This is a genomic window from Glycomyces sp. NPDC021274 (assembly GCF_040641195.1).
In the GTDB taxonomy this organism is placed as follows: domain Bacteria; phylum Actinomycetota; class Actinomycetes; order Mycobacteriales; family Micromonosporaceae; genus Glycomyces.
The window spans coordinates 558,124-583,487 of sequence record NZ_JBFADC010000001.1 but is presented as its reverse complement, the minus strand read 5'-3'; the positions used below and the strand labels follow the sequence as shown (position 1 = coordinate 583,487).

28 protein-coding genes are annotated in these 25,364 nt (G+C 67.8%); 18 read left to right on the top strand and 10 right to left on the bottom strand.

The genetic code is table 11. The features are described from left to right. Positions 1 to 125: 125 nt before the first annotated feature. Complete coding sequence (gene nadA, locus AB0I03_RS02650) at positions 126 to 1,292, bottom strand: quinolinate synthase NadA (RefSeq protein WP_360405243.1); 1,167 nt, start codon at positions 1,290 to 1,292, stop codon at positions 126 to 128. Positions 1,293 to 1,430: 138 nt separating this feature from the next. Here nadA and AB0I03_RS02645 point away from each other — a divergent pair, with 138 nt between their 5' ends. The 10 genes from AB0I03_RS02645 (at position 1,431) to AB0I03_RS02600 (ending at position 11,770) form a co-directional block, all read left to right on the top strand. Further along, a complete protein-coding gene (locus AB0I03_RS02645; protein ID WP_360405240.1) occupies positions 1,431 to 2,534 on the top strand; it encodes a glycerate kinase in 1,104 nt (367 codons plus the stop codon). Between the two features lie 220 nt (positions 2,535 to 2,754). Further along, on the top strand, positions 2,755 to 3,069 hold the full coding sequence (gene erpA / locus AB0I03_RS02640; RefSeq protein WP_360405915.1) for an iron-sulfur cluster insertion protein ErpA: 315 nt from the start codon (positions 2,755 to 2,757) through the stop codon (positions 3,067 to 3,069). 185 nt (positions 3,070 to 3,254) lie between these two features. Further along, positions 3,255 to 3,959 carry a PfkB family carbohydrate kinase gene (locus AB0I03_RS02635; RefSeq protein ID WP_360405237.1) on the top strand — a complete coding sequence of 235 codons (705 nt, stop codon included), beginning with the start codon at positions 3,255 to 3,257 and terminating at the stop codon, positions 3,957 to 3,959. Between the two features lie 282 nt (positions 3,960 to 4,241). Further along, positions 4,242 to 5,900, top strand: a complete 1,659-nt coding sequence (locus AB0I03_RS02630; RefSeq protein ID WP_360405912.1) for an ABC transporter substrate-binding protein — start codon at positions 4,242 to 4,244, stop codon at positions 5,898 to 5,900. A 69-nt stretch (positions 5,901 to 5,969) separates the two neighbouring features. Further along, complete coding sequence (locus AB0I03_RS02625) at positions 5,970 to 6,980, top strand: ABC transporter permease (protein WP_360405234.1); 1,011 nt, start codon at positions 5,970 to 5,972, stop codon at positions 6,978 to 6,980. Then, a complete protein-coding gene (locus AB0I03_RS02620) occupies positions 6,973 to 7,893 on the top strand; it encodes an ABC transporter permease (protein WP_360405231.1) in 921 nt (306 codons plus the stop codon). Before AB0I03_RS02625 ends, AB0I03_RS02620 begins: the two co-directional genes overlap by 8 nt. 7 nt (positions 7,894 to 7,900) lie before the next feature. Continuing rightward, positions 7,901 to 8,938: an ABC transporter ATP-binding protein gene (locus AB0I03_RS02615; protein ID WP_360405228.1), complete on the top strand. Its 1,038-nt coding sequence runs from the start codon at positions 7,901 to 7,903 to the stop codon at positions 8,936 to 8,938. Beyond that, a complete protein-coding gene (locus AB0I03_RS02610) occupies positions 8,928 to 9,968 on the top strand; it encodes a dipeptide ABC transporter ATP-binding protein (protein ID WP_360405225.1) in 1,041 nt (346 codons plus the stop codon). Before AB0I03_RS02615 ends, AB0I03_RS02610 begins: the two co-directional genes overlap by 11 nt. A gap of 203 nt (positions 9,969 to 10,171) precedes the next feature. Beyond that, positions 10,172 to 11,194: a phosphotransferase gene (locus AB0I03_RS02605; protein ID WP_360405222.1), complete on the top strand. Its 1,023-nt coding sequence runs from the start codon at positions 10,172 to 10,174 to the stop codon at positions 11,192 to 11,194. 141 nt (positions 11,195 to 11,335) lie between these two features. Beyond that, the gene (locus AB0I03_RS02600; RefSeq protein WP_360405219.1) at positions 11,336 to 11,770 is read left to right on the top strand and encodes a S1 RNA-binding domain-containing protein; all 435 of its coding nucleotides are present in this window, start codon (positions 11,336 to 11,338) and stop codon (positions 11,768 to 11,770) included. A 93-nt stretch (positions 11,771 to 11,863) separates the two neighbouring features. Here AB0I03_RS02600 and AB0I03_RS02595 read toward each other — a convergent pair whose 3' ends face one another. Together AB0I03_RS02595 and AB0I03_RS02590 are read right to left on the bottom strand one after the other, a co-directional pair. Next, a complete protein-coding gene (locus AB0I03_RS02595) occupies positions 11,864 to 13,108 on the bottom strand; it encodes a hypothetical protein (protein WP_360405216.1) in 1,245 nt (414 codons plus the stop codon). Positions 13,109 to 13,185: 77 nt separating this feature from the next. Continuing rightward, positions 13,186 to 13,656 carry a GNAT family N-acetyltransferase gene (locus tag AB0I03_RS02590; protein ID WP_360405213.1) on the bottom strand — a complete coding sequence of 157 codons (471 nt, stop codon included), beginning with the start codon at positions 13,654 to 13,656 and terminating at the stop codon, positions 13,186 to 13,188. Between the two features lie 91 nt (positions 13,657 to 13,747). Here AB0I03_RS02590 and AB0I03_RS02585 point away from each other — a divergent pair, with 91 nt between their 5' ends. Next, complete coding sequence (locus AB0I03_RS02585) at positions 13,748 to 14,335, top strand: TetR/AcrR family transcriptional regulator (RefSeq protein WP_360405909.1); 588 nt, start codon at positions 13,748 to 13,750, stop codon at positions 14,333 to 14,335. On the opposite strand, the gene AB0I03_RS02580 is transcribed toward AB0I03_RS02585, so the two are convergent. The 3 genes from AB0I03_RS02580 to AB0I03_RS02570 form a co-directional block, all read right to left on the bottom strand. Continuing rightward, positions 14,320 to 14,922 (bottom strand): DUF4291 domain-containing protein, encoded by a 603-nt coding sequence (locus AB0I03_RS02580; RefSeq protein ID WP_360405210.1) that lies wholly within the window; start codon positions 14,920 to 14,922, stop codon positions 14,320 to 14,322. The genes AB0I03_RS02585 and AB0I03_RS02580 overlap by 16 nt on opposite strands. 96 nt (positions 14,923 to 15,018) lie before the next feature. Further along, positions 15,019 to 15,621, bottom strand: coding sequence for a superoxide dismutase (locus tag AB0I03_RS02575; protein WP_360405207.1), 603 nt, complete (start codon positions 15,619 to 15,621; stop codon positions 15,019 to 15,021). Between the two features lie 174 nt (positions 15,622 to 15,795). Next, positions 15,796 to 16,929: an aminotransferase class V-fold PLP-dependent enzyme gene (locus AB0I03_RS02570; RefSeq protein ID WP_360405204.1), complete on the bottom strand. Its 1,134-nt coding sequence runs from the start codon at positions 16,927 to 16,929 to the stop codon at positions 15,796 to 15,798. A gap of 141 nt (positions 16,930 to 17,070) precedes the next feature. On the opposite strand from AB0I03_RS02570, the gene AB0I03_RS02565 reads away from it, so the two are divergent. From AB0I03_RS02565 to AB0I03_RS02555, 3 genes are all read left to right on the top strand, one after another. Beyond that, on the top strand, positions 17,071 to 17,991 hold the full coding sequence (locus tag AB0I03_RS02565) for a cytochrome c oxidase subunit II (protein ID WP_360405201.1): 921 nt from the start codon (positions 17,071 to 17,073) through the stop codon (positions 17,989 to 17,991). A gap of 9 nt (positions 17,992 to 18,000) precedes the next feature. Further along, positions 18,001 to 18,447, top strand: coding sequence for a cytochrome c oxidase subunit 4 (locus tag AB0I03_RS02560; RefSeq protein ID WP_360405199.1), 447 nt, complete (start codon positions 18,001 to 18,003; stop codon positions 18,445 to 18,447). A gap of 205 nt (positions 18,448 to 18,652) precedes the next feature. Further along, positions 18,653 to 19,087, top strand: coding sequence for an NUDIX domain-containing protein (locus tag AB0I03_RS02555; RefSeq protein WP_360405906.1), 435 nt, complete (start codon positions 18,653 to 18,655; stop codon positions 19,085 to 19,087). On the opposite strand, the gene AB0I03_RS02550 is transcribed toward AB0I03_RS02555, so the two are convergent. Then, entirely contained in the window at positions 19,084 to 19,860 is a 777-nt protein-coding gene (locus AB0I03_RS02550) for a hypothetical protein (protein ID WP_360405196.1), read from the bottom strand. The two genes, AB0I03_RS02555 and AB0I03_RS02550, sit on opposite strands and share 4 nt — an antisense overlap. A gap of 224 nt (positions 19,861 to 20,084) precedes the next feature. After that, positions 20,085 to 20,384, bottom strand: coding sequence for a hypothetical protein (locus tag AB0I03_RS02545; protein ID WP_360405193.1), 300 nt, complete (start codon positions 20,382 to 20,384; stop codon positions 20,085 to 20,087). A 963-nt stretch (positions 20,385 to 21,347) separates the two neighbouring features. Between AB0I03_RS02545 and AB0I03_RS02540 the strand changes: the two genes are divergently transcribed. Beyond that, on the top strand, positions 21,348 to 22,088 hold the full coding sequence (locus tag AB0I03_RS02540; protein WP_360405190.1) for a hypothetical protein: 741 nt from the start codon (positions 21,348 to 21,350) through the stop codon (positions 22,086 to 22,088). 54 nt (positions 22,089 to 22,142) lie between these two features. On the opposite strand, the gene AB0I03_RS02535 is transcribed toward AB0I03_RS02540, so the two are convergent. Both AB0I03_RS02535 and AB0I03_RS02530 read right to left on the bottom strand, forming a co-directional pair. Further along, complete coding sequence (locus tag AB0I03_RS02535; protein WP_360405187.1) at positions 22,143 to 23,018, bottom strand: DMT family transporter; 876 nt, start codon at positions 23,016 to 23,018, stop codon at positions 22,143 to 22,145. After that, complete coding sequence (locus AB0I03_RS02530) at positions 23,019 to 23,831, bottom strand: GntR family transcriptional regulator (RefSeq protein ID WP_360405184.1); 813 nt, start codon at positions 23,829 to 23,831, stop codon at positions 23,019 to 23,021. 184 nt (positions 23,832 to 24,015) lie between these two features. On the opposite strand from AB0I03_RS02530, the gene AB0I03_RS02525 reads away from it, so the two are divergent. The 3 genes from AB0I03_RS02525 to AB0I03_RS02515 all read left to right on the top strand — a co-directional run bounded on the left by AB0I03_RS02525 (position 24,016) and on the right by AB0I03_RS02515 (position 25,358). Next, the gene (locus tag AB0I03_RS02525; RefSeq protein WP_270117408.1) at positions 24,016 to 24,378 is read left to right on the top strand and encodes a hypothetical protein; all 363 of its coding nucleotides are present in this window, start codon (positions 24,016 to 24,018) and stop codon (positions 24,376 to 24,378) included. A gap of 321 nt (positions 24,379 to 24,699) precedes the next feature. After that, a complete protein-coding gene (locus AB0I03_RS02520) occupies positions 24,700 to 25,002 on the top strand; it encodes a hypothetical protein (protein WP_360405181.1) in 303 nt (100 codons plus the stop codon). After that, a complete protein-coding gene (locus AB0I03_RS02515; RefSeq protein ID WP_360405179.1) occupies positions 24,999 to 25,358 on the top strand; it encodes a hypothetical protein in 360 nt (119 codons plus the stop codon). Before AB0I03_RS02520 ends, AB0I03_RS02515 begins: the two co-directional genes overlap by 4 nt. Positions 25,359 to 25,364 lie beyond the last annotated feature (6 nt).

Below are 25,364 nucleotides of genomic sequence, written 5' to 3'. Positions count from 1 at the left end.
CGGTGATCATGCGCACCTGGAACCGAACGGGCGAACGTGCGCCGCAAACGCCTGCGCGGGCCGCCGCGCGCCCCTGTAGGGACACGCCGCGACCCGCGTGGGCGGTTGCAGTGAGCGGGCCGGTTCTACGGCAGCGCGAGCATCCGGTCCAGCGCCTCCCGGGCGTACCCGGCGGTCGCGGGGTCGACGGTGATGGTGTTCGGCACCCGCCCGGCCACCAGCTCCTCCAGCGCCCACACCAGGTGCGGCAGGTCGATCCGGTTCATGGTCGAGCAGTAGCAGACCGTCTTGTCCAGGAACGAGATCTTCTTGTCCGGGAACTGGTTCGCCAAGCGCCGCACCAGGTTCAGCTCGGTGCCGATGGCCCAGGACGAGCCGGGCTCGGCCGCCTCGAGCTTCCTGATGATGTACTCGGTCGAGCCCACGTAGTCGGCGGCCTCGACGACCTCGTGCTTGCACTCGGGGTGGACGAGGATGTTGACCTCGGGGTCGAGGCGGCGCATCTCCTCCACCGTCTCGAGGGTGAAGCGCCCGTGGACCGAGCAGTGGCCCTTCCACAGGATGATCTTGGCGTCCCGCAGCTCCTCGTCGGTGAGGCCGCCGTTGGGCTTGTGCGGGTTGTAGAGCACGCAGTCCTCGAGCGTGTAGCCCATCTCGCGCACCATCGTGTTCCGGCCCAGGTGCTGGTCGGGCAGGAACAGGACCTTCTCGCCCTGCTCGTAGGCCCAGCGCAGTGCACGCTCGGCGTTCGAGGAGGTGCACACGATGCCGCCTTCGCGGCCCACGAAGCCCTTGATCGCGGCCGTGGAGTTCATGTACGTCACGGGCACGGTGGTGTCGGCGATGCCGATGCGCTTGAGGTCCTCCCAGCACTGCTCGACCTGCGAGGCGGTGGCCATGTCGGCCATCGAGCAGCCGGCGGCGAGGTCGGGCAGGATGACCTGCTGGTGGTCGCCGGTGAGGATGTCGGCGCTCTCGGCCATGAAGTGCACGCCGCAGAACAGGATGTACTCGGCGTCAGGCCGCGCGGCGGCCTGCTGGGCGAGCTTGAACGAGTCGCCGGTGACGTCGGCGAACTGGATCACCTCGTCGCGCTGGTAGTGGTGGCCCAGGATGAAGACGTTGCCGCCGAGGGCCTCCTTGGCGGCGCGGGCGCGCTCGACCAGGTCGGGGTCGGAGGGCGCGGGCAGTTCACCGGGGCAGTCGACGCCGCGTTCGGAGCCGGAGTCGGTGCCGCGTCCCAGGAGCAGGAGCGCGGTCTGAGTGGAAGCAGGTTCGTTGAAGCCCGTCATGGCGGCAATGTTAGACCTTTTCGCGGCCTCTTCGGACTCCCTGAATCCGCCATGCGGACAAGCCGTCCACAGGGTGGGCTCCCCTGGTGGTCGGCAAGCGGTTACACGCAGCTTCCGGGCATCCACTAGGCTCAAGGTGTGCGCATCCTCATAGCTCCCGACAAGTTCGCCGGCACCATGAGCGCCGCCGAAGCCGCCGACGCCGTCGCCGCCGGCTGGCTGCGGGCCCGCCCGGGCGACACCGCGGTCACGCTGCCGCTGGCCGACGGCGGCCCCGGTTTCGTCGACGTCCTCGCCCACGCCCTCCCCGGTGCGGTCCGGCGGACCGTCGCGACCTGCGACCCCCTCGGCCGCCCGGTCAAGGCCGACTACCTGCGCGAGGGCGAGACCGCCTACATCGAGTCCGCCGCCGCGTGCGGCCTCCACCTCCTCGAACCCGCCGAACGCGACCCGCGCCGCACCACCACCTACGGCCTCGGCCTCATCGTCGCCGACGCCGTCGACCACGGCGCGCGCCGCATCGTCGTCGGCCTCGGCGGCTCGGCCACCAACGACGCCGGAGCCGGCATGCTCACCGCCCTCGGCCTCACCCTCCTCGACTCGACCGGCGCCGCCCTGCCCTACGGCGGCGGCGTCCTCTCGGCCTGCGCCGCCATCGAAGGCCACGCCCGCACCCGCGGCGTCGAGTTCATCGCCGCCACCGACGTCGACTCCCCGCTCCTGGGCCCGCACGGCGCGACCTACATGTTCGGCCCGCAGAAGGGCGCCAGCGGCAACGCGCTGCCGTTCCTGGAGATGTCCCTCTCCTCCTTCGCCGAGCTCGCCGAACGCACCCTCGGCCCGGTCGGCGCCTCGGAGCTGCCCGGCGCCGGCGCCGCCGGCGGCCTCGGCTTCGCGTTCTTCCTGCTCGGCGGGCACCGCGAATCCGGCGCCCGCCTCACCTGCGACGCCGTCGGCCTCGACGCACAGATCGCCGAAGCCGACCTCGTCATCACCGGCGAGGGCTCCTTCGACGCCCAGAGCCTGCGCGGCAAGCTCGCCGCCGAAGTGGCCTCCGGCGCGAGCGCCCACGGCACGCCCTGCCTGGTCCTCGCCGGCCGCTCCGACCTCGACTCGCACCCCGACCTCGCGGGCGTCCACTCGGTCACCGCACTCCTCGGCAGCCCCGAGGCCGCCATGGCCGCACCCGCAGCGGGACTCACCTCACTCGCCGAGAAAGTGGCGACGGCATGGCAGGAGTAGGTACGGTCGAGGACTGGTCATCAGCGGATATCACACCCACGGGTATGTGACCTCCGGAATAACGACGGGGCTCCACCTGTTGGGTACTGTTGACCTGTCGAAGAGACCCGATCGACTTGGATCTCGCACACACACGAGGGAGTTGCCAGTGAGCGCCACCCAGCAGGCCGACACCGAGCAGGCGAACGACGCCAAGGACAGCGCCGCCAAGGTCGGCGTCGTGCTCACCGAAGCGGCCGCCACCAAGGTGAAAGCCCTGATCCAGCAGGAGGGCGAGGAAGGCCTGCGCCTGCGCGTGGAGGTCAGCCCCGGCGGCTGCTCCGGCCTGCGCTACGGCCTGTTCTTCGACACCGACGTGCGCGAGGGCGACACCGTCCAGGACTACGAGGGCTTCGGCGTCGTGGTCGACAAGATGAGCGTCCCCTACCTCATCGGTGCGAGCATCGACTTCGCCGACCGCATCGACGCCCAGGGCTTCACCATCGACAACCCGAACGCCCAAGGCTCCTGCGCCTGCGGCGACTCGTTCCACTAGAGGGATCGACGGGGAAACGCCTCCAGCCCGGTCGATCTCCGGATCGGCCGGGCTGAGCCATGCGTTAGGCTGGCGGCTCCCACCACGGGCCCCACCGCCCGATCTGTACAGCGCGCCGCGGAAGCGCATCGCGCGCTTCCATTCATTCGCATCACCGCGTCCCCGACTGAACGAGGACAATCGCAGTGCCACTTGTCGTGCAAGGCTTGAAGACCGCCGTCACCGGAGCGACCGCTGAAACGGTCGGCCACGGCATGAACCGGCTCGGCCAAGCGCCGGTCGTGATCGACGGCGAAGAACTCGACCTCATCGAGGTCATGGAGCGCGGCGGCACCCTCCGTCTCGTCCACATCGGACCTGGCGAGGCCAAGGCCATGCACGCCTACGCCGACCAGTGCCGCGACCTCGGCCTCGAGTTCAGCGCCGACCCCGGCGAGCTCGAGGGCGACGATGCCGTCGAGTTCCTGACCGGCGCCAAGTTCCTCGTCACGAGCCAGGACCGGTACGAACTGCTCCAGGCCACCACCGGGCTGAGCGACGACGAGATCCTGGAGCGGGTGCGCGTCCGCGTGACCACGCTCGACCAGGACGGCGTCGAGATCGCCGGCCACGACATCGAACGCATCCGCGTGCCGTTCCCGCGCGCCCGCGAGATCATCGACCCCGCCGGTGCGGGCGACGCCTTCACCGCCGGCCTCCTGGCCGGACTGGGCTGGGGGATGGGCCTGCGCCGCTCCGCCGAGGTCGGCTCGCAGATGACCGCGCTCGCTCTGGAATCCGTGGGGCCGCAAGGCTATGCGCTGAACCCGGTCGAGTTCGTGCACCGGCTGGAGCAGTCCTACGGTCCGGCCGCTGCCGCCGAGGCCTCCGCGTACCTGCTGCCGGATTGACCCGCAAAGCCCGAATGGCCTGCGCGCGCTGACCGATCCTCCAGCGCTGAGCGGATTCTCGCGCCGGCGATCCCAAGCGCCTCTTGGGTGCCCATCGGAAACCTGCGTCTCACTAATTGGGATTCCGCAGGCAATACGGACGAAATGATTGCAGCCCAAGGTCTCTGCGAACCGTCTGCACGGTAACGATTTCACAACGCACCCTATCTTTTGAAAGTGTTGTGCGCCATGGTGTGAGTTATCCCACGACCCACTCACTCTCTGGAGACCCTCGTGAAACGAATGCGAATGACGGTGGCCGCGCTCGCCGCCGTCGGAATGACGGCGGCGACCGCCGCCTGTGCCGGAGACGAAGGGGACGTCGGCGGCGGAGGCGGCGGCGACGCGATCGTGAACATGCAGATCGGCGACGTACGCAGTCTCATTCCGGGCGGTTCCGGTGAGTCCGAAGGCTTCCGGATCATCAAGAACGTCTACGACGGCCTGGTCTACTACAACCGCGAGACCGGCGAGCCCGAGAACCTGGCGGCCGAGGAGGTCTCCTCGCCCGACAACCAGACCTGGACGATCAAGATCAAGGAAGGCCTGACCTTCCACAACGGCGAGCCGGTGAACGCCGAGGCGTTCATCCGCTCCTGGGACCGCACCGCGTACGCCCCTAACGTGCTGCCGCTCAACTACTTCTTCGCGACGGTCGAAGGCTACGACGCGATGAACCCCGAGCCGAAGCCCGAGGACACGTGGGCCGACCCGGAGGTCCCCGAGTACGACCCGGTCGAGACCACCCACCTCTCCGGCCTCACCGCGATCGACGACCTCACCCTCGAGGTCAAGCTCTCCGCGCCGTTCCTCGGCTTCCCGACGATGCTCGGCTACGAGGCGTTCTACCCGATCGCCCAGGAGTGCCTCGATGACCTCGAGGCCTGCGAGGCGAAGCCGATCGGCAACGGCCCCTTCATGTTCGAAGAGCCCTACGACATCGAGGCCGGCGGCAGCGTGGTCCGCTGGGAGGACTACCAGGGCGACATGCCCGCGCAGATCGACGGCGTCAACTGGAAGGTCTACCTCGCCGGCGACGACTGCTGGGCGGACTTCCTCACCGGCGACATCGACGTCTGCCGCCCGACCGCGGCGGACTACCAGAACGCGATGGCCGACGAGGACCTCACCACCCGGCTCATCCAGCAGGAGGACCCGAGCATCCTGATGCTCTCGTTCCCGCTGTACGACGCGAAGTACCAGGACGTCAACCTGCGCCGCGCCATCTCGATGGCCATCGACCGCGAAGGCGTGCTCAACGTCGTCGGCCCTGAGCGCTTCTACCCGCTCGACACCTTCGTCCCGGCCTCGATCCTCGGCGGTGGGCAGGGCACCTGCGGCGAGTACTGCACGTACGACCCTGAAGGCGCGAAGGACCTGCTGGCGCAGGCCGGCGGCTGGCCCGAGGGCGAGAAGCTCAAGATCTGGGTCAACGACGCGAACGACAACGTCGACATCTTCCGCGCCATCGGCGACTCGATCTCGCAGTCGCTCGGGATCGAGTACGAGCTCGTGACGATGGAGTGGACGGACTACCTGCCCGCCCGCGAAGGCCACCAGCTCGACGGCCCCTTCCGCAACGGCTGGAGCCCCGACTACAACCTGAACGAGAACTACCTCGAGCCGATCTACGGCGGCGGCGCCTCCGTGAACGACATGGGCTACGAGAACCCCGAATACGACGCCAAGATCGCCGCGGCCGGTGCCGCAGCGACCCTCGACGAGGCCGTCGCGCTCTACCAGGAGGCCGAGGCGATCCTCGCCGCGGACATGCCGAGCGCCCCGGTCTTCGGTGAGAAGTTCAACTACTTCTACACCGACCGTCTCGAGAACGTCTACGTCCACCCGATCTATTCGGGCCCGGGCGGCGACTGCGAACTGCGCGAAGTCACGGTCAAGTAAACAGGCGACCAGCGACAGCGGGCGGGCCGGCAACGGCCCGCCCGCGTCCTCAGAACGGATAACCCACCCATGGGACGCTATGTCATCCGCCGTCTGCTCCAGGCGCTGCTCACCCTCGGCATCGTGCTCTTCCTGCTGCACTACCTGATGGCGCTCTCGGTCCAGATCCGCGGCAACCCCGCCACCCTGTTCTTCGGCGGCGAACGCACCCCCGACGCGGCGATGCTCGCGCAGGTCGAACGCCTCTACGGCCTCGACAACAAGTGCTACGAACGCGTCGGCGACCCCTGCCTGGTGCCGTTCGCCGACCGCCTCCAGCAGTACGTCACCGGCGACCTGGGCACCACCCTCAACGGCAACCGCGACGTCGCGCAGCTGCTCGGCATCTACATCCCGAACACGCTGCGGCTCTTCGTGTTCGCGACGCTCACCCTCGTCATCGTCTCGATGGTGCTCGGCACCTGGGCCGCCCGCCACCGCGGCCGGTTCATCGACCACACCGTGCGCGGCACCACCATCCTGGCCGACTCGGTGCCGGTGTTCCTCATCCTGCTGTCCTACGTGTACATCGTGGCGGTCCCGCTCACCCGCTGGGCCAGAGGCATCTGGGGCACCGAGTCATTCATGGGCCAGGTGTTCAGACCCAACTACAACCCCGACTACCCCTGGATCACGATCATCGTCCCGGGCATCATCGTCGGGACCGTCGGCCTGGCGACCATGACCCGACTCATCCGCGCCGCCCAGCTGGAGAACCTCGGCTCGGACTTCGTGCGCACCGCGAAGGCCAAGGGCCTCAGGCCGATGCGCATAACGATCGTGCACGTCATCCGCAACTCGATGATCCCGATCATCACCGGCATCGGCTTCCTGTTCGCGTTCATGCTCTCCGGGGCCGTCCTCACCGAAGGGGTCATGGGCATCCCGGGCATGGGCCGCATGATCTTCGAGGCCGTCCAGCGCCAGGAGGCCAACCTGGTGATCGTCGGCCTCTCCGTCTCGGCCGTGGTGGTGGTCTTCGTGAGCGTGATCGTCGACCTCCTCTACGCCGCGTTCGACCCGAGGATCCGCTATGAGTGAGCTGACCGCCCCCACCCCGACCGCCGAACGGCAGGCGACCCTGTGGTCGGACGCCTTCCGCACCATGCGCAAGCGGCCCGACGTCATCATCGCCACCCTGGTGCTGCTGCTCGTGTTCACGATGGCGGCCTTCCCGGGCCTGTTCACCGACAAGGACCCGACCACCTGCATCGGCCGCGAGGCCAAGGAACGGCCCTCCACCTGGTTCACCGGTGACCATCCACTGGGGACCGACGCGTTCGGCTGCGACTTCGCCGCCACCCTCGTCCACGGCACCCGGCCCACGATCACGCTGGCGCTCAGCGTCATCATCGTCTCGGCGCTCCTCGGACTGGTGCTCGGCATCTACGCCGGGTACTACGGCGGCTGGACCGACGGGATCATCTCCCGCGGCCTCGACGTCTTCATCGTCATCCCGATGCTCATGGGCGCCATGCTGATCCTCAGCCTCTTCCGCGGGCGCGTCTCGGCCGACAACCTCTTCGAGACCATCGCCGCGCCGACGCTCGCGCTGACCCTGTTCGGCTGGATGGAGTTCTGCCGCTACACCAGGGCCGCGACGCTGGAGTCGAAGAACCTCGACTACGTGGTCGCCGCGAAATGCCTCGGGGCATCGGACCGGCGGATCATGTTCAAGCACATCCTGCCCAACGCGATCGTCCCGGTGACGGCCATCGTGCCGACCACCATCGGCGGCATCATCGTCACCGAGGCGGCCCTGGCCGTCCTCGGCATCGGCGTCCAACCGCCCGCCACCAGCTGGGGCGTGCTCCTCTCCAAGGGCACCGAATGGGCCGGAGGCGGCTACGTCTACCTCTTCGCCTGGCCGCTGGCCCTGCTCATCCTGACCGTGTTCGCATTCGCGACCTTCGGCGACGCCCTGCGCGACGCCCTCGACCCGAAGCTGAGGTGAGAGAGCGATGGTCTCCCCCATGCGCGTCGTCGGCGACACCCTGCCGGGCGCCGACCTGAACGCCCCGCTGCTCGAAGTGGAGGAACTCCGCGTCGAGTTCCAAGTGCGCGGCAAGCGAATCCCCGCCGTCCGCAGCGCGAGCTTCACTCTTGAACAAGGCCGCACCCTCGCCGTCGTCGGCGAGTCCGGCTCGGGCAAGTCCGTGACCTCCCAGGCGATCACGGGCATCCTCGACACCCCGCCCGGCCACATCACCGGCGGCCGCGTCCTGCTCCACGGCGTCGACCTCCTCGAACAGGACGAGGAGACGCGCAGGACCGTGCGCGGCAACCACATCGCCATCGTCTTCCAGGACGCCCTCTCGGCCCTCAACCCGCTGTGGTCGGTCGGATTCCAGATCGGCGAGCTCTTCCGCGTCCACCGCGGCACCAGCCGAAAAGAGGCCAAACTCAAGGCGATCGAGCTGCTCGACCAAGTGGGCATCCCCGACGCGAAGAACCGGGCGGGCCACTACCCGCACCAGTTCTCCGGCGGCATGCGCCAGCGCGTCATGATCGCCATGGCGCTGGCCCTCGACCCCGAGGTGCTCATCGCCGACGAGCCCACGACGGCCCTCGACGTCACGGTCCAGGCCCAGATCATGCGGCTGCTCAAGCGGATCCAGGCCGAGCGCCACATGGGGCTGATCCTCATCACCCACGACCTCGGGGTGGTCGCGGACGTCGCCGACGAGGTCGCGGTCATGTACGCCGGGGAGGTGGTCGAGCGCGCCGGCATCCGCGACGCGTTCAAGCGCCCCGCCCACCCGTACACGAAGGCCCTGCTGCGCGCGATCCCGCGCGTCGACACGATCGGCCAGGAGCTCGAGGTCATCCGCGGCCTGCCGCCGAACCCGGCGAACCTGCCGAGCGGCTGCCCGTTCCACCCGCGCTGCTTCGCCGCCGAGGACAAGTGCGCCGAGGCCGTCCCGCCCTGGCTCGAACCCGCGTCCGGCCACGGCAGCCGCTGCCACTTCGCCGAGGAGGTCTACACCGATGAACGCTGAACTCGGCCAGGCGAGCACGAGCACCGAACCGATCCTCGAGGCGACGGACCTGGTGAAGCACTTCCCGATCCAGCGGGGCATCGTCGTCAAGCGCACCGTGGGCCGTGTGCAGGCCGTCGACGGCGTGGACCTGCGGCTCTACCCGGGCAAGACGCTGGGCGTGGTCGGCGAGTCCGGCTGCGGCAAGTCCACCCTGGCGAAGCTCCTGGTCGGCCTCGAGACTCCCACCTCGGGTTCGATCAAGCTGCAGGGCAAGGAGATCGGCGGTCTCTCGGCGCGGCGGATGCGGCCGTTCCGCCGGGACATCCAGCTCGTCTTCCAGGACCCGTACACCTCGCTCAACCCGCGGATGACGGTGGGCGACATCGTGGGCGAGCCGTTCGAGATCCACCCGGAGGTCGTCGGCAAGCAGCGGCGCGCCAACGAGGTCAAGGAGCTGCTCGACATGGTCGGCCTCAGCCCCGACCATGTCAACCGCTACCCGCACCAGTTCTCCGGCGGCCAGCGCCAGCGCATCGGCATCGCCCGCGCCCTGGCGCTGCGCCCGCAGGTGCTCGTCTGCGACGAGCCGGTGAGCGCCCTCGACGTGTCGATCCAGGGCCAGGTCATCAACCTCCTGGAGCGCCTGCAGGACGAGCTGGGTCTGGCGTACGTGTTCATCGCGCACGACCTGTCGGTGGTGCGCCACATCGCCGACGAGGTCGCGGTCATGTACCTCGGCAAGGTGGTCGAGCGCGGCACGGGCGGCGAGATCTACGACCATCCCCGGCACCCGTACACGCAGGCGCTCCTCTCGGCGGTCCCCGTCCCCGACCCGGACCTGCGCGGCCGGCGCGAGGAGATCATCCTCCAGGGCGACGTCCCGTCGCCGATCAACCCGCCCTCGGGCTGCCGCTTCCGCACCCGCTGCTGGAAGGCCACGGACCACTGCGCCGAGGAGGTGCCGACCCTCGAGGCGGGGGACCAGGGCACGCACCCGACGGCCTGCTTCTACGCCGAGGAAAGGGACGTCACGCACGCCGTGAAATAGCCGGATCCGGCGGTCGTCGGAGGCGGCCCTCACCCGCCTCCGACTGCCGCATTTGCTTTGCACGCCAACACCATCGGCCACCGTAAGCGGCGGACCTCCCGCATGCCGCGAGGGACCGCGTACCGCAGCGGCTCAGTGGCTGACGGGCACGGTGAAGCCGCCGTCATCGGCGGCGCGTCTGCGGGTACCGCTAGCCTCCGGTGGTGACACTTGACTCGCGGCCGCTGAGCAAGGCTCCGCCCGCCGATCTCGAGGCGCTGGCCGCCGCGTACCGACTGGGCGGCCTCCGCGAGGTCCGCCATCTTCCGGACGGCCGGATGAACCGGAACTGGTTCGTCGAGGCCGACCGCGGCCGGTTCGCCCTCAAGCACCTCACGGACCGCGACCCGGCTGTGGTCCGCCGCAATCTCGGCCTGCTCGACCGCGTCGCCGAGGCGGGTGTCCCGATCGCGAGGCCGCTCGCGACTTCGACGGGCGAGCTCGTCCACGAGACGGAGGGCAATGCGTACTACCTCTGCACATGGGTCGACGGCACCCATCCCGGCGCGGAGATGACCTTCGCCCAAGCCGAGCACATGGGCGCCGTGATCGCCCGTATCCACGAGGCCCTCGCCGACTCGGCACTCGGACTCCCTGTGCCGCAGCCGGTCGCAGCCGGCGTTCCCGATCCCGGAGCCGCGATCGCTGAGACCGAACGTTTCCTCGGACTCGCCATCGCAGGCCGGGACCCGTTCGACCGCGCCGCCGTCCCGGTTCTCCGTGACCGCATCGAGCTGATCGCCGCCCACGCCGGCCTCCGCCCGGAAACCGGCTCCACGACCGGCCCCGGAGGCTGGACCCACGGCGACTGCCAGAACTTCAATCTCGTCTGGTCCGGTGACCGCATCAAGGCCGTCATCGACTGGAACCGCGTCCGCGTCGGCTCCTTCGCGGAAGAACTCGTTCGCGCCGCGGCCTACCAGTTCTGCACGCCCGACGCGCGGATCGACCTGCCTAAGATCGGTGCGTTCCTCACCGGCTACCGGAGCGTCCGCTCTATCGACACGGGCGACCTGGTCGCCGCCGCCCGCCTGCGCTGGTGGAAGATCCTCGCGCACTGCTGGCAACTCGACTTTCACTACGGCCGAGGCGATTCCGGCTGCGACGACCTCTTCTTCAGAGATCACCGCCTCATCACCTGGTGGACAAGGAATCTCGAAGCCGTGGAGGCCGCCTTCGGTGGCTGACATTCGGGAGCGGGATGGGATGATCGAGCCATGAGCGAACCGGGCGGGTCGAACGAGTACCGGTCCCGGACTGCGCGCGCTGAGCGGTCCTGGGCTTCGTCGGTGCAGGCGTTCCCTTGCGGGGCGGCGGTGTCCGGCCGGGTGTACCGCCGCGAGCGGTTCGGTGTGTTCCTCGACCTGGACGGCGATCCGGAAGCGCACGGCTTCGCCGACATCGCGGGTGCGCGGTGCCGCAGGCACGGGCTGCCGGAGGTCGGGACCCGGATCAGCGGTCGAGTGCGCCAGCATCGCGACCACAACACGCAGATCGTCGTCGCGCTCGACTGGTCCGCGATTCACGATCCGTGGCGTGATTTCAACGGGCGCGTGGGCGATGCCGTCACCGGCACGGTCACCTCGGTCGCCCCGATCGGTGTGTTCGTGGTCGTCGGGGAATGCATCGAGGGGCTGGTCCCGTCCGAGGCGCTCGCGGCCCGGCGGGCGGCCACGGCCCGATGGGCGGAGGGGACTCCGGTGCGCGTCCGGATCACCGAACTCGATGCGGATCGCCTGCGCCTCGTCTTCGCACCCGCTTGAACTGCGACGGGATCCGAGCGGCGCGTTCGACTGCGGCGCTTTGCGGCTCTATGGATGCGCGACCTGCTGCCTCGCTGAGACGCTTCCCGGCACTCAGGCTTGGAGGAGGTCCTGTGCGGTCTTCAATGCTTCGCGGAGGCCGTCCTGGTAGGCGTAGAGCTCGGTCTCGATCGCCGTATAGGCCGCGAGCTCCTCTGCGTCGACCGCGGCCATGACCGCTTCGCGGTATTGGACCTCGTCGGCGCATTCGGCGAACGCGACGGCCATCTCGATCTCGTACGCCTTCTTGCCTTCGAAGTCTTCGGGGAGGTCGGCGGGCGCCTCCGGCATGGGCGCGGCGACCTCGTCGCCCGGTCCTTCGAGCGGCTCGTAGGCCTCGCCCATGTAGATCTCGGTGAAGTACTGCGGCAGCGGCAGCCAGGTCCCGTCCTGGAACTCCCATCCGCCGAACCCGCGCTCGGTGGCGCAGGTCAGGAACGCGTCCGAGGCCTCCCGGGTCTCCGCTTCGATGAACGCGAGATCGGTCGGCGGGACCGCGGGCTCCTCCGGGCGGTACTTCCACGTGTAGATCGCCAGGCCCGGTTCGACGCCCTCCTCCATCTCCTCCTCGACCAGCTGTGGTTCGCCGTACAGCGCCTCGATGGTGGACAGTTCGCAGCCGCCGGGCTTGGGCGGGATGATCTCCATGTCGCCCTCGACGGAGCCCTCGTCCTCAGCGGGTTCGATCGCGGAGCGGCGCTCGTCGAGCTCCTCCTGGGAGGCGTCCGGGTGCTGCAGCATCCAGGCGCGGTCCTCGTACGTCATCCGCTCCTCGCCCATGAACGCCGTGTACCAGGCGATCTGGTCCTCGACGTCGAGCGCCTCGAACGCCGAGTTGTCCGGCGGCTGCTCCTCCACGACCTCGGGCTCGTCGGGGTACCGGAGCTCGTGGTATTCCGTGATCAGGTCGTCGTCGCCGGTCTCCCAGATCCACTGCCCGAAGCCCCATTCGGCGGCCGTTTCGGACTCGGGGAGCCAGTCCTGGAAGGCGTAGTAGTGCTCCTGGGGCCCGGCTTCGTCGACGCCGATCACCATGACCTGGTGCAGCGCCGTCTCGTCGTGCACCGAGAACCCTGCGTCCTCGAGGCAGGTCCGGGTGACCTCCGGTTCGATCTCGTACAGCTCCTTGGCGAGCCGGTCGCTCTCGTCGAGCAGCGCGACGAGGTCGACCCTCGCCTCCTCCTCCGGCTGTTCCTGCTCGGGCGCGTCCTCCGTGCAGGCGCTCAGGGCCGCGAGGGACGTGAGCAGTGCGGCCGCTCCGGCCGCGGTCCTCAACGGTGTGATGGGGGACCGTCGCATCGGGGTTCCTCTCGAGGGCAGGGTGTGAGAGGAATACGCGGGAAACCGCGGCCGGGTTGCCTGCGGTCCGCGGACTTCTATGCGAGGGACTTGGCGTAGCAGACCGAGATGTCCCAGTCGATGTAGTGGCCGAAGCGGGGAATCCGGTGGTAGCCCTCGCGCTCGTAGAAGCGGATCGCGTCGGGCTGGGCCGCACCGGTCTCGAGCTTCACGGTGGTCCAGCCGCGTTCGCGCGCGGCGTCCTCCAGCGCGGCGAGGAGCGCCGCGGCCACGCCGGAGCCGCGCGACTCGGGGACCACGTACATGCGCTTGACCTCGGCAGACGCGGCGTCGAGCTCGCGGAGCGCGCCGCACCCGATGGCCTCGCCGTCGGGGTCGAAGGCCATGAGGAACACCGAGACGTCGGCGGCGGACGGCAGGGGGCCCGGCTCGTGGTCGTCGCAGCCGTAGCGCTCGTCGAGTTCGGCGCGCTGGGCCGTGCGCAGGCTCGCGCCCTGCGGGTCGTCCCAGTCGCGGGCTTCGATGGTCCAGGTGGCGGTGGTCGGCATGGCGGGGTCCTCGTCGTCGAAATCGTCGTAACAGATGTTACGGTAACACTTGTTACGACAGCAGTCGTCGCGACTATGAGGGGAGCGGGCCATCGCACGCAGGGCGGATCACGGAGAGCAGCAGGAGCGGATCTCGAGGGCGGTCTGGAGCATCCTGGCGGGCAAGGGGATCGAGCACCTGACGATCCGCGCCGTCGCGGCCGAGGCGGGCTGCACCACGGGCCTCGTGATGCACCGGTTCCCCGGCCGCAAGGCGCTCCTCGCGCACGCCCGGGACCTGCTGCACGCCCGGACGCGGGCGCGCGTCGAACGCCTCGAAGCCGAGGCTGAAACGCCCCGCGCGGCACTGCGCGCGATCCTCGCCCAGGGCATGGCGCTGAACGAGGACTCGGCCCAGGAGGCGCTGGTCTGGATGGGCTTCCTGGCCGCCTCCGTCGGCGACGAAGAGCTGATCGCCTTGCACCGCAAGAACAACCGCGCCTGGCGTGAGCGCGTGAGGCGACTGGTCGCGGCCAGTGCCCCGGCCTGGCCCGCGGCCCGCGTCGACACGGTCGCCTTCACGCTGGTGAGCGCGACCGAAGGCGCGGCCCAGCTCGCCTGCTTCGATCCGGAGGCCTACAGCGCCGAGGTCCAGGAGGCCATGCTCGACTCCATATTGGATGCTTACGGCCTCGCCTGAGACGCGCCCGCGGCCGCGGCGAGCGCGTCGGTCAGCGGATAGGCCCGCTCGACCGGCAGCAGGTCCCGCGCCTCGTCGCCGCGTCCGGCGGCGACCGCCGCGCCGATGCGCGCAGCGAGATCGGTGACGTCCTCGATCGCGGTGATCCATTGGCCGGTATAGCGGTCCACGGCCTCGCCGGACATGCCGATCTGGATCGAGCGGTGCTCCAACCGCTCCAGGCCGGGCCCGCGCTCAGGGTCCCACTGGACGCGTACCGGCGCGGCGGCGAGCCGGGCCTTCCAGTCCTCCACCGCCTCGCCTTCGGCAGGATGGCTGCCGCACGAATGCGCCAGGGCCCAAGCGAAGCCCTCGCGCGTGATCCGCACCGCGAGGACGCGTTCCTGACCGGGCTTCGAGGCCCAGCCGCAGCGGTACATCATCCACAGGAACGACGGCTTGATCCAGGTCATGCGCTCGCGCTTGAACGGCGCCACGAACGTCTGCGCTGCGAGCGCCGGTTCGGCGATGGCGGGGGAGTAGGCCTGGTAGACGGTGATCGTCTCCGCGTCGAAGACGGCGCGGATCTGGCGCGAGGGGATCGGCATGGCCCGAATCCTGCCAGCGCCGGCCTTGGGCGGCAACCCCGTTCGTGCGCGGCGAGCCGGTCCGCGGCGGCCCGCCGGCCGCCGCGGACCGGTGGTTCAGGCGGCTGTGGCCGCGGCGTAGCGCGCCGCCACGTCCTGCCAGTTCACGACCTCCCACATCGCCTTCACGAAGTCGGGGCGGACGTTCTTGTACTGCAGGTAGTACGCGTGCTCCCAGGCGTCGAACGCCAGCAGCGGGACCGAGGACTGCGCGACGTTCCCGTGGTGGTCGTAGACCTGCTCCACGATGAGCCGCTTCGAGGTCGGCTCGTAGGAGAGCACGCCCCAGCCCGAGCCCTGCACGAGCGTGGTCGCGGCCGAGAGCTGCCCGTGGAAGCCCTCGAACGAGCCGAAGTACTCGTCGATCGCCGCGGCCAGCTCGCCCTCGGGCCGGCCGCCGCCCTCGGGGCTCATGTTCTCCCAGTAGAGGGAGTGCAGCACGTGCCCGGAGACGTTGAACGCGAGCGTCTTCTCCAGGCCCACGATGCCGGAGAAGTCGCCCTTGTCGCGGGCCTCGTCGATGCGCTCGAGCATGTCGTTCGCGCCCTTGACGTACGCGGCGTGGTGCTTGTCGTGGTGCAGCTCGAGGATGTGCCCGTTGATGTGCGGCTCGAGCGAACCGTAGTCGTAGGGCAGGTCGGGCAGCGTGTAGACGGTCATCGTCGCCTCTTTCACTCTCGGCAGTACGAATGTTGTCGCCACAGTTTCACAGTTGCAAGTCTTGTGCAATAGGACGCGGCCAGGGTCGCCCCGTGATCCCGATCGTCTTAGGACCAAGGTCCGGACACCGCTCGGAACCGAAGGCGCGCAAGCCCGAACGCGCCGCGCGCCGGCCTACCGCGACAGCCGCCGGATGCCCTCCACGATGCCCGGCAGCACCTCCAGGAACCGGTCAACCTCGTCCTCGGTGGTCTCCCGGTGCAGCGACACCCGCACGTTCCCGTGGCTGAGCACGCCCATCGCCTGCAGCACATGCGAAGGCCGCAGCCGCGTCGACGCGCACGCCGAACCCGACGACACCGCGAACCCGGCCCGGTTCAACTCCGTCAGCAGCACTTCGCCGTCCACCCCCAGGCACGAGAACGTGACGATGTGCGGCAGCCGGTCCACCGGGTCGCCCGGCAGCTCCACCTCGGGGACCGTGGCGACGATGTGCTCCCTGATCCGCTCCGTCATCGCCCGCACCCGCTTCGACAGCTCCTCGCGCTCCGCGGTCACCGCCCGCAGCGACGCCGCCGCGGCCACCGCCGCCGGCACGTCGACCTCGCCGATCGCCTCCCGGATCGAGGAGTCCTCCCCGGGGAACGGATTGCGCCAGCGCGTCCCCCTGCGCACCACCAGAATCCCGGCCCCGGCCAGCCCGCCCCACTTCCGGGCGCTCGCCGCCAGCACCGACCAGCCCTCGGGCACCGGCTCCCACGGCAGGCTCGCCGCCGCGTCGCACACCAGCGGCACGCCCTCGCTGTGCGAAGCGATGGCCGCGATCGGCTGCCGGGTCCCGACCTCGTGGTTCGCGCTCTGCACGACGAGCACCGAGGCGTCCTCGGCTGCGCCGGTTTGAGCGGCGGCCGCCAGAGGATCGGCGTCGACGCGGCCGAGGCGGTCCACCGGCACCGCGACGGCGGTCCCTCCCGAACGTTCGTGCCATGCGGCGGCGTGCAGGACCGACGAGTGCTCCACGGCGCTGTGCACCAGCGGCCCCGGCTCGCTCCGGGCGGCGATGACGCCGAGTACGCCCGCGTGCACGGCCTGTGTCCCACTCGATGTGAAAGTGACCTCATCAGGGGTCACGCCCAGGGAGGCGGCGGCCGACTGGCGCGCGGCGTCCAGCAGCATCCGCGACCGTCGGCCCAATGTGTACAGTCTGCCCGGGCCCGCCCAGCCCTCCGACAAAGCCGCAGCATAAGCGTCACGGGCCGCCGGATGGGGCGGCTGCGCGGTCGCGCCGTCGAAGTAGGTGTCGGTCACCTGTCAAATGTAGAAGACATCTCGCCGCGAACCCAACCCCTTGCACTCGCGGGCGCGGGCCAAGCAGTAGGCTCTTGCCGTCAAGATCTGCGCCTTGCCGCCCGCCCGGCGGCGGACGCGGAGCCGAGCGCTGAGAAAGGCATGAGACAGGTGGTCGGAAAACCGTCCCGAGAACGTCGCGGCCGAGCCCGCCGCGCGATAGGTCTCACCGGGATCGCCGCGCTGCTCCCGATCGTGCTCGCGGGGTGCAGCCTTGACGACGCGTTCTACCTGGGCTGGCCGCGCACGCGCCCCACGTCCCAGTCCGAGCAGATGTTCGATCTGTGGATCGGCTCCACCGTCGCGGCCCTCGCGGTCGGCGTCATCGTGTGGGGCCTGACCTTCTGGTGCATCGCCGCCTACAAGAAGAAGGACACCGACACCGAGCTGCCGCGCCAGACCAAGTACAACCTGCCCGCCGAGCTCACCTTCACGGCGCTGCCGTTCGTGCTCATCGGCGTCCTGTTCTACTACACCGTGGTCGTGCAGGACAACGTCACCGAGATGAGCGACGAGCCCTCGAACTGCACGAACGTCACCGCATTCAAGTGGAACTGGCAGTTCACGTACTCCGACGAGGAGTGCGAGCCGCTGCTCGGCGCCGACGGCCAGGCCGTCACCGAGACCGGCGATTCGGACTACATCCCGATCATCGTGGTCCCGAACCAGGAGGACGTGCGCTTCGTCGGCCAGGCCGAGGACGTCATCCACTCCTTCTGGGTCCCCGACATGCTCTTCAAGCGCGACTTGCTCCCCGGCGGGGACGACCATGCCACTCGGTGGGAGGTCGACTTCGAGTCGGAGGGCACCTTCGTCGGCCGCTGCGCCGAGCTCTGCGGCGCCTACCACGCCTTCATGAACTTCGAGATGCGCGTCGTCTCGCCGGAGGACTACGAGACGTTCGTGAACGCCCGCGTCGATGGCCTGTCGACGCCCGAGGCGCTCGAGCTGATCGGCCAGGAGCCGTACGCGACCACGACCCACCCGTTCGACACCGACCAGGCCACTGGCGAAGCGAGCTAGGGGAGAGCTGTGAAGACTGAGAACCGCCTGTTCCTCATCGTGATGGTCTCGATGTTCGTGTTCGCGGCCATCTACGGATACTGGACCTGGTACAACGAGAACCCCGCATACGGCACGCCGGGCGAGATCGAGTGGGTCGGCTTCCTCGGCCTCATCTTCTCCGGTCTGCTCACCGGCATGATCTGGCTGGTGTTCTGGGTGATCTCCCGCCGCATCGACCCGCGCCCGGAGGACCGCCCCGACGGCGAGATCTCCGACGTCTCGGGCGAGGTCGGCTTCTTCAGCCCCGGGTCGTACTGGCCGCTGGGGCTGGCCCTGACCGCCGTGTTCGCCGGCATCGGCGTCGTGTTCTGGCTTCCTTGGATGCTGGTCGCGGGCTGCGTCGCGATCCTCCTCGCCGTCGGCGGCCTGACGTTCGAGTACTACACGGGCACCCGCAAGCTCGGCCCGCAGTAGCCCAAGCACACGAGAGGCCCGGAGCTTCGGCTCCGGGCCTCTTTGCTTTGCGCCCTTGGCAACCCCCTCAGGCCGCGCGACGCCGTCGTGCAGGGCGCTCCGGCCCTGTGGGTAGGGTGTGGCGGTGACTCCCTCTGTGCAGCGCCGGAAGGCGCCGCTGCTGCGGCGCCTCGCCGGAGTGGTGTTCTACAACCTGCCGCACCCGATGCGGCGCCGGATCGTGCGGATCGCCACGCCCACCTACACGCTCGGCTCCGTCGTCCTCGTCATGGACGCCGACCGCGACCGCCTCCTCATGCTTCGCCAGCCCCCGGGGAAGCGCTGGACGCTCCCCGCGGGCCTGCTCAACCGCCGCGAGCAGCCCATCGAAGGGGCCCGCCGCGAACTCGCCGAGGAGACCGGCATCGAAGCCGACCTCGACGAGCTCATCCCGGCGAACCCGTGCGCGGTGGTCCACACCTCCGGCCGCTGGGTCGACAACGTCTTCCACCTGGAACGCGACCCCGAGACCACGCAGATCCTCGTCGACGGCCACGAAGTCTGGGACGCCGGCTGGCACCCGGTCGACGACCTCCCCGAGATGACCCGCGCGACCGCGAAGCTCCTGGCCCACTACAAGCTCGGGCCGCTCGCGGACTAGAACCGCAGGTGCACCACGGTGGCGTCGTCATGCCGCTTCGCCTCGGGAGGAAACCGCGCGTCGCGCTCGCCGTGCTCCCGGACCAGGCCGATCAATCCGTCGACACCGACCTCTCCGACCCGCTCGAACAGCTCCGGCCACGAGTACCCGTACCGGTCGACGAGCCTGGTCAGGCCGTCGGTGCACAGCAGCACCTCCGCGACGGCATCGAGTCGCAGCACCCCGGTGAGCGCCTGCGAAGCAGCCCTCGCGTCGGCGGCCGCCACCCAGTACCCTTCGTCCCGATTCCGTACCGACTCGACATACGCGACCGGCCAGCGCCGCACCCCGCCCACCGAAACGGCCGGCACACCGGCGAGACGCGCCAACCTGTCGTCCGATCGAAATCCGACCCGTCCGCTGCGGTCGCGCCACGCCACCGTGCAGTCGCCGAGCAGCAGCCAGGAGAGCCGACCGCCCTCGCGCCGGACCATCCCCACGGTCGCTCCGGGAGTCACCGGATTGGACAGATCGCAGGTCCCGGACTCGAGATGCTCCTGCGCCGTGCCCGCGATCGCGTCGGCGAGCACCCGCGGCAATCCGATCTCCGGCGACCCGATCCGATGCTCGACGCCCGCCCCCAGCCGCTTCACGAACCACGGCACGTCATGGGCGCACCCGTCGTCCGGATACCGGGTGATCCCGTCGAGCACCAGCGCCCACCGACTCGAGGTCAGGAAGTGGTCCTCATTCGGCGCACTACCGCCGGGAGACGTGGCCGAGGAGAGGTGCATGCGGCCATCATGCCGCGAAGCGAAGGGAACGAGCCGACCGATACGCCGGTTAGCGTGCGCCGTTTCACGCCATCGCAGATCAGATGACACAACAGCGCGTCTACCAGCAATTTAGCCAGGGTGCTCCGAGTGAACGTTCGTGGATAGCGGTGGCCCTATGACGGCCCAGAGACGGCCCCCGGCCCGGAACGGCCCAGGAACGGCCTCCAGATGGCCCCGTGGGATCAGTCCCCGATGAAGATGAGGTACCGGTGGGGTTTGCGATCGACAAGGGCGGTCAGCGCAAGGAGTTCGCGCGCCGCGTCCGCTACGTCACCATTGGAGTCCTCTGCCAGGGCCTCCAGCTCAGGGATGAGCAACTTGAGCTGTGCCCGGTTGAAGGTGGTGTCGTCGTACGGGTCGACGCAGCCGAGCAGGGAAAGCTTCTTGGTCGAAGCCAGCTCGCACAAGGCATTGAGCGCTTTGTGTGTAGAGGTGCCTTCGGTTTCTCCTGTGTTTGTCCGGACTCGGACACTGATTGCCATGGCACACATGGTATGGCTGAGGCTCGATGTGCCGTGGCCGGTGATCGCCGGGCCCGTCAGATCCTCGATGACGCTTGGGGCGGCTGACGGCCCCGCCACGGCCCAGAGGGTGAGCTCAGATCTAATGAGGAGGGTGTTTGCCTGTGTATTCGCAGGTGAACACCCTTCTTGCTTTTGATGCTGGGGAACGAGCCGACCGATACGCCGGGTATCAGCGCCTCATTTTCGAACGAGCAGGTAGATCCTGGTCCGTGATGGATGACCAGGCAAAACACTTAGTCGTTGTTAGTCATTGTCGGCCGGTGCAAGTCACTCCCGCGAGCCCCCAGCGCGCCCCTGCGCCCCGAATGCGCCCCGGGGCAGCCCGGACCACAGCCGACTCGTCACCTTGCCGCAGCCGACGCTTGCGGCGGCAAGTAGCCCGATCTGATCCTAGGGTGGTGCCGCCGACCGCCACGGCCCGCTTCCACGATGGCGGCGGACTACGTCCGTGTCGACCTCGCCTGAGACGGTGAACGGGGCTACGTCGGCTTCGACGCTCGCTGAACAGCCGCCTGCGGGCCGCGCTCCCTACGGTCTCCTCGTCGCTGCCCTGGCGCCCCTGCGCCCACCCGGCCCCGCGTCCTGCTGCATGCCGGCCGTTCTTCATTTGGTCGTCCTCGCTGGCGCCGACGCCGCCGACGACTGGGGTGCCGGAGGCGGGCCCCCGGGCGGCGGCGAGCGGCGAGCGCCAGGGCGCGCTTGCGCGCCCCTTGATGACGTATAGAAAGTCTGAACAAGCGCGCGAAGGTAAGGACAAGTCGCATACGTAGACCTTCGGGGAACGGGCAAATGGTCCTCAACTTGATTTCTATATCAAGCGAAACTCTGGTCCAGCCGGAACAAGGGGTGGAGCATCTAGCTAAGTTGATGGATGATTTGATAAAATCTCGATGCAGCTGGCGCGTTGAACGGAGGCGTTAAATGGAAGTTGCTGTAGTCGTATTGACAGTTATTTCGACAATTGCGGCAATTATTGCCGCTTATATCGCATGGAAGCAGTTGAGGGGAGCTAAAAAAGAGCTGTACATTGACTTCATTATGCATCCGACATCGCTGCTGAAGGCCCAGTTGGGCAAGGGCGACGTCTCGGTGCATTTTCAGGAAAAAGAAATTGAAAGCCCGCACATATCGATATTTCGAATTCAAAATACAGGAACGCAAGATATTTCAAGCTCGGATTTCGATGACGATCGAGGAATCTATGTAAATCTTGACGGCGTAGTTACCGCCTACGCGGGTGAGGAAATAGATCGCAAGGGTATGGCTCCTAAGATATATGATGGCAGTCGCGTGGAGATCGGCCCGGACCTGATCAAGCGCGGTGAGAGTTTCGAATATCTTTTCCTGACTGAAGGACACCCCCGAAATCCGCCAAGTTTCTCTGATCATCTTATTGATGTTAAGGTGCATCAAAATTCGATAGTCCTAGCCTCTAAAGATGAGCGCGAGAGACAAGCGCGTCGCAGGCGTCAACCTTATGTTCTGGCCATTCTTGTGATAAGCGTGGGTCTACTCATTTTTCGCACAGATTTCTCAACTGCCGAGCCTGCGCTAACTTACATGATCGGCTTTAATTCCGGCGCTACCGTATTCGTGCTCATATCGTTTGTGTTGATTAGGATAGTTCGACGAAGAAAGAATCGGCTCAATGCCGATCGGTAAGTTCGTTTGGCATTTCCGGATTGATCGTGTCTTCACTTCGACGCCGATTGATCATCATTGGTCGGATCTTCGAAGGCGCGCCGCTAGCAACACTAGAACTGTTCCAGCGGTGGCATGAAATTCTAGTCTCTCGCCGAGCACTGACACCCCGAGCATGACTGCCACGACCGGAAGTAGGTAGACCGTGATTGAAGCTGCGGTTGGACCGTCATCGGTGATAATCCGGTAGTTCAGGATGTATGCGATGCCGGTGCCGAGTGTGCCGAGGACAAGAACCGCAAGGACCGGGCCTATCTCCCAGGTCGACTGCGACCAGTTGAAAAGAGGGACCATTGCAAGGGTCAAGGCCGTGGCACTGATGAGTTGTCCGGTCGCCATACGGAGAACGCCGAGCTCTTGTCTTACTAGGAACTTGCCGATATAGACATAGCTGATGCCGTAGGAGGCTGCGGCGCCGAGGCAGGCGAGGCCTCCCCAGCTTGCTATCTCTGAGGTGTGGTTCCAGGGGGAGAAGATCAGTAGAACGCCTGCGAAGCCGATGATGAGGCTCCAGGCGTTTCGTCGTGCTGCGGTCCCGTTGCGGTAGGCGAGGACCGTGATGAGGACGGTCCAGAGCGGGGTGCTCGCGTTGATGACGCCGGCGGTTGCTGAGGAGACGGTCTGTTCGCCGATGCCGAAGAGCAGGTAGGGGAGGGCGTTGCCGAAGAACGCGGCGACGGTGAGGTGTCCCCAGGTCTTGCGGTCGCGGGGCAGGCTCAGGCCGCTGAGTCGGAGGATCACGAGGAGGACCGCGGCCCCGAGTGCCATCCGGAAGAGGGTGATCTGGATGGGGGTGAAGCCCTCGAGGCCGATCTTGATCCAGAGGAAGCCGGAGCCCCAGAGGAGTGCGAGGGCCGCGACGCGGGCGGTCCCTGCGAGGCGTGGGCTCATTCAGTCCTCGATGTGGATGCGGTAGTCCAGGCCGTTCAGGTCGGCGCGCATGGTGAACGTGGTGACCTCGAAGGGCTTCTCGTCCTGGTCGATGCCGGTGTGGATGACGTCGATGACGGGGACGCCGGCAGGAATCGCGAGACCCTTGGTTTCCCCGGGGGTCGGCATCCGAGAGCCGATCTCCTCGCGGATCCACGTGATGCGGTGCCCTCGGTCCTCGAAGCGGCCGTACAGGCTGCCCTTTCCCATGTTGGGGGAGTCGGCGAGCACCGTTCCCTCGGCGATCGCCCAGGGGATGTAGGTGATGCCGACCTGCACTGGCTCGTCGTCGGCGAAGTACCAGTTCTCGCGGCGGACCACGGTGTCGTCGTCGGCGGGGAGGTCGAGGCGCTCGGCGATCTCCTCGGGTGCCGGTACGCGCTCGATTGACGTGCAGTTGACCCGCGCGGTCTTGCCCTGCTTCTCGACTTCGGCGCGGAAGGGCGACAGGCCCGTCTCGTTCCGGAGGCGGTTGGAGTACCGCTCGGCACCCAGGCGCAGCAGCCGGCGCCGCTCGCGGACCTTCGGGCGTGCCCGGTTCCGGCTCTCGATCAGGCCCTCGGACTCCAGAATCTTGACGGCCTCGGCTGCGGTGTTGCGGGCAACGCCGTACTTCTCGGCCAGTTCTCGCTGAGACGGCAGAGGGCTGCCCGGCGGGAGCTCTCCGTTCAGGATGTCGGCCCGGAGCTTGTTCGCCATGACACGGCGCGGGGGCAGGTCCTGCTCCACGGCTTCGGTTGTCGTTTCTGCTGCTTGTGGCACTTCTTCGTTCATCTCTTTCACCTCGCTAGCCAGCATATCTCAACTGGCTTGAGCCAGATGCTTGCGCCGCCCAGATCGTGTGTGATATAACTGGCTTAAGCCAAACTGGCTTAGTCCAGATTTGACCCGCTGGGATCACCGATCCCGGTTTCGCTCCAGGGGTGGTCCCGCGGAGCTACGGAAAGAGGTCACTCACATGCAGAACATTCCTTGCAACCTTGAGGGCTACAAGCTCATGGTCACCGAGCTGCCCGAGATCAAGTCCTTCACCGACGACTCCGGCGTCTCCCGGGTCGCGACCGTCTATGGCACCGATGACCCGATCTGGGTGGTCTCGCTGTTCGCCAAGCCCCGCGAAGCCGGCCCGCACGGGAAGCGCGCGAAGGGTGAGGAGATCAAGGTCGAGTTCACCCGCGAGCCAGAGCAGGAGTTCGAGGAGGGCACCTACGTGCAGCTCGACCGCGCCACGGTCTCGCTGACCGACTTCACCTCCGGCAAGGGCGACCGCTTCGTCGGGCTCAAGTTCCGCGCACAGGGCCTCGTGCCCGCCAACGGCTGATCTCGGTAGCTGGCGCTGCCTGGTAGCCCTCCCCGGGTTTTGACGGGGCGGCCGGTTTGAGTCCGGTAAGGGCACGGGGCCGGTGAGGTGCGTTCGGTGCTGACGGGATGTCGCACGGTTCCCTTCGCTGGCGAGTTGTTTCTGAATTCAACAGTGTGTTTGAGCTTGCCTTTTTCCGGGCTGACTCGCCGTCCGCAATAGACACATCGTGTCGCGGTCGCCGGGTTCATTCCTCCACGGGCACAAGGAAGGAGCTGCGACTCCGTGGAGGTTTGTGCACGTCGAACGTCGATGTGCGGGTCACCGGATAAGGAGAAAGCAATGCGGGACTTCAATCCGTTCGAAGGTGAAGCACGGGCTCGCGTCAACCGCCAGTTGAACCAGCTGGGCTTGGTCGAACCGAACTACTACTTCGGCCAGTTCGAGCTGAAGGGCACACTCGACTCGTTCCGGGACCTGCGGGAGTTCGCCGATCAATACGGCGGAGAGATCGAGATCGACCACGACGCCGGTTCGTACTACAGCGGCGACTCGAAGGTCTTCACGATCATCGAGATCCAGGGCATCAAGGTCTACCTCTGCGCCTTCGCCTCCCAGGAAGATATCGAGGCTCACGGGCTGTGACGGCGAACGTGCTCGCCGCCGAGGTCGCCAGAGTCGCGGCCTCGCGAGAACCGCACGCCGTGGATGCGCTGTTCCGACAGGCCCTCGCCGAGGTACTGCCTGCCGGGACGGTGCAACCGCGGTGGATCGCCGGTCGCGAGCTGACCGGGGTCTTCGAAGGCTTCGGCGCGGTGCGGGACTTCGCCGACTGGTGCGACGCCACCGGCGCCGACCCGGGTTTCGAGTTCGCCCCGCCCCCGGAAGTCGTCCTGTACGCCCGGCATCGGCTGGCCGGCCATGTCGTCCACGTCGAATGCGTCGCTGATCAACACGATGTCGAACCGTGGTTCCGGCTCAACCCCTCCGGGCTGCTCTAAGCCTTC

Coding starts and splice junctions, on each gene's coding strand:
- nadA (WP_360405243.1), bottom strand. CDS start 1,292: ATGACGGGCTTCAACGAACCTGCTTCCACTCAGACCGCGCTCCTGCTC.
- AB0I03_RS02630 (WP_360405912.1), top strand. CDS start 4,242: ATGCGAATGACGGTGGCCGCGCTCGCCGCCGTCGGAATGACGGCGGCG.
- AB0I03_RS02625 (WP_360405234.1), top strand. CDS start 5,970: ATGGGACGCTATGTCATCCGCCGTCTGCTCCAGGCGCTGCTCACCCTC.
- AB0I03_RS02620 (WP_360405231.1), top strand. CDS start 6,973: ATGAGTGAGCTGACCGCCCCCACCCCGACCGCCGAACGGCAGGCGACC.
- AB0I03_RS02615 (WP_360405228.1), top strand. CDS start 7,901: ATGGTCTCCCCCATGCGCGTCGTCGGCGACACCCTGCCGGGCGCCGAC.
- AB0I03_RS02610 (WP_360405225.1), top strand. CDS start 8,928: ATGAACGCTGAACTCGGCCAGGCGAGCACGAGCACCGAACCGATCCTC.
- AB0I03_RS02595 (WP_360405216.1), bottom strand. CDS start 13,108: ATGCGACGGTCCCCCATCACACCGTTGAGGACCGCGGCCGGAGCGGCC.
- AB0I03_RS02590 (WP_360405213.1), bottom strand. CDS start 13,656: ATGCCGACCACCGCCACCTGGACCATCGAAGCCCGCGACTGGGACGAC.
- AB0I03_RS02580 (WP_360405210.1), bottom strand. CDS start 14,922: ATGCCGATCCCCTCGCGCCAGATCCGCGCCGTCTTCGACGCGGAGACG.
- AB0I03_RS02575 (WP_360405207.1), bottom strand. CDS start 15,621: ATGACCGTCTACACGCTGCCCGACCTGCCCTACGACTACGGTTCGCTC.
- AB0I03_RS02565 (WP_360405201.1), top strand. CDS start 17,071: ATGAGACAGGTGGTCGGAAAACCGTCCCGAGAACGTCGCGGCCGAGCC.
- AB0I03_RS02555 (WP_360405906.1), top strand. CDS start 18,653: ATGCGGCGCCGGATCGTGCGGATCGCCACGCCCACCTACACGCTCGGC.
- AB0I03_RS02550 (WP_360405196.1), bottom strand. CDS start 19,860: ATGCACCTCTCCTCGGCCACGTCTCCCGGCGGTAGTGCGCCGAATGAG.
- AB0I03_RS02545 (WP_360405193.1), bottom strand. CDS start 20,384: ATGGCAATCAGTGTCCGAGTCCGGACAAACACAGGAGAAACCGAAGGC.
- AB0I03_RS02540 (WP_360405190.1), top strand. CDS start 21,348: ATGGAAGTTGCTGTAGTCGTATTGACAGTTATTTCGACAATTGCGGCA.
- AB0I03_RS02535 (WP_360405187.1), bottom strand. CDS start 23,018: ATGAGCCCACGCCTCGCAGGGACCGCCCGCGTCGCGGCCCTCGCACTC.
- AB0I03_RS02530 (WP_360405184.1), bottom strand. CDS start 23,831: ATGAACGAAGAAGTGCCACAAGCAGCAGAAACGACAACCGAAGCCGTG.
- AB0I03_RS02525 (WP_270117408.1), top strand. CDS start 24,016: ATGCAGAACATTCCTTGCAACCTTGAGGGCTACAAGCTCATGGTCACC.
- AB0I03_RS02520 (WP_360405181.1), top strand. CDS start 24,700: ATGCGGGACTTCAATCCGTTCGAAGGTGAAGCACGGGCTCGCGTCAAC.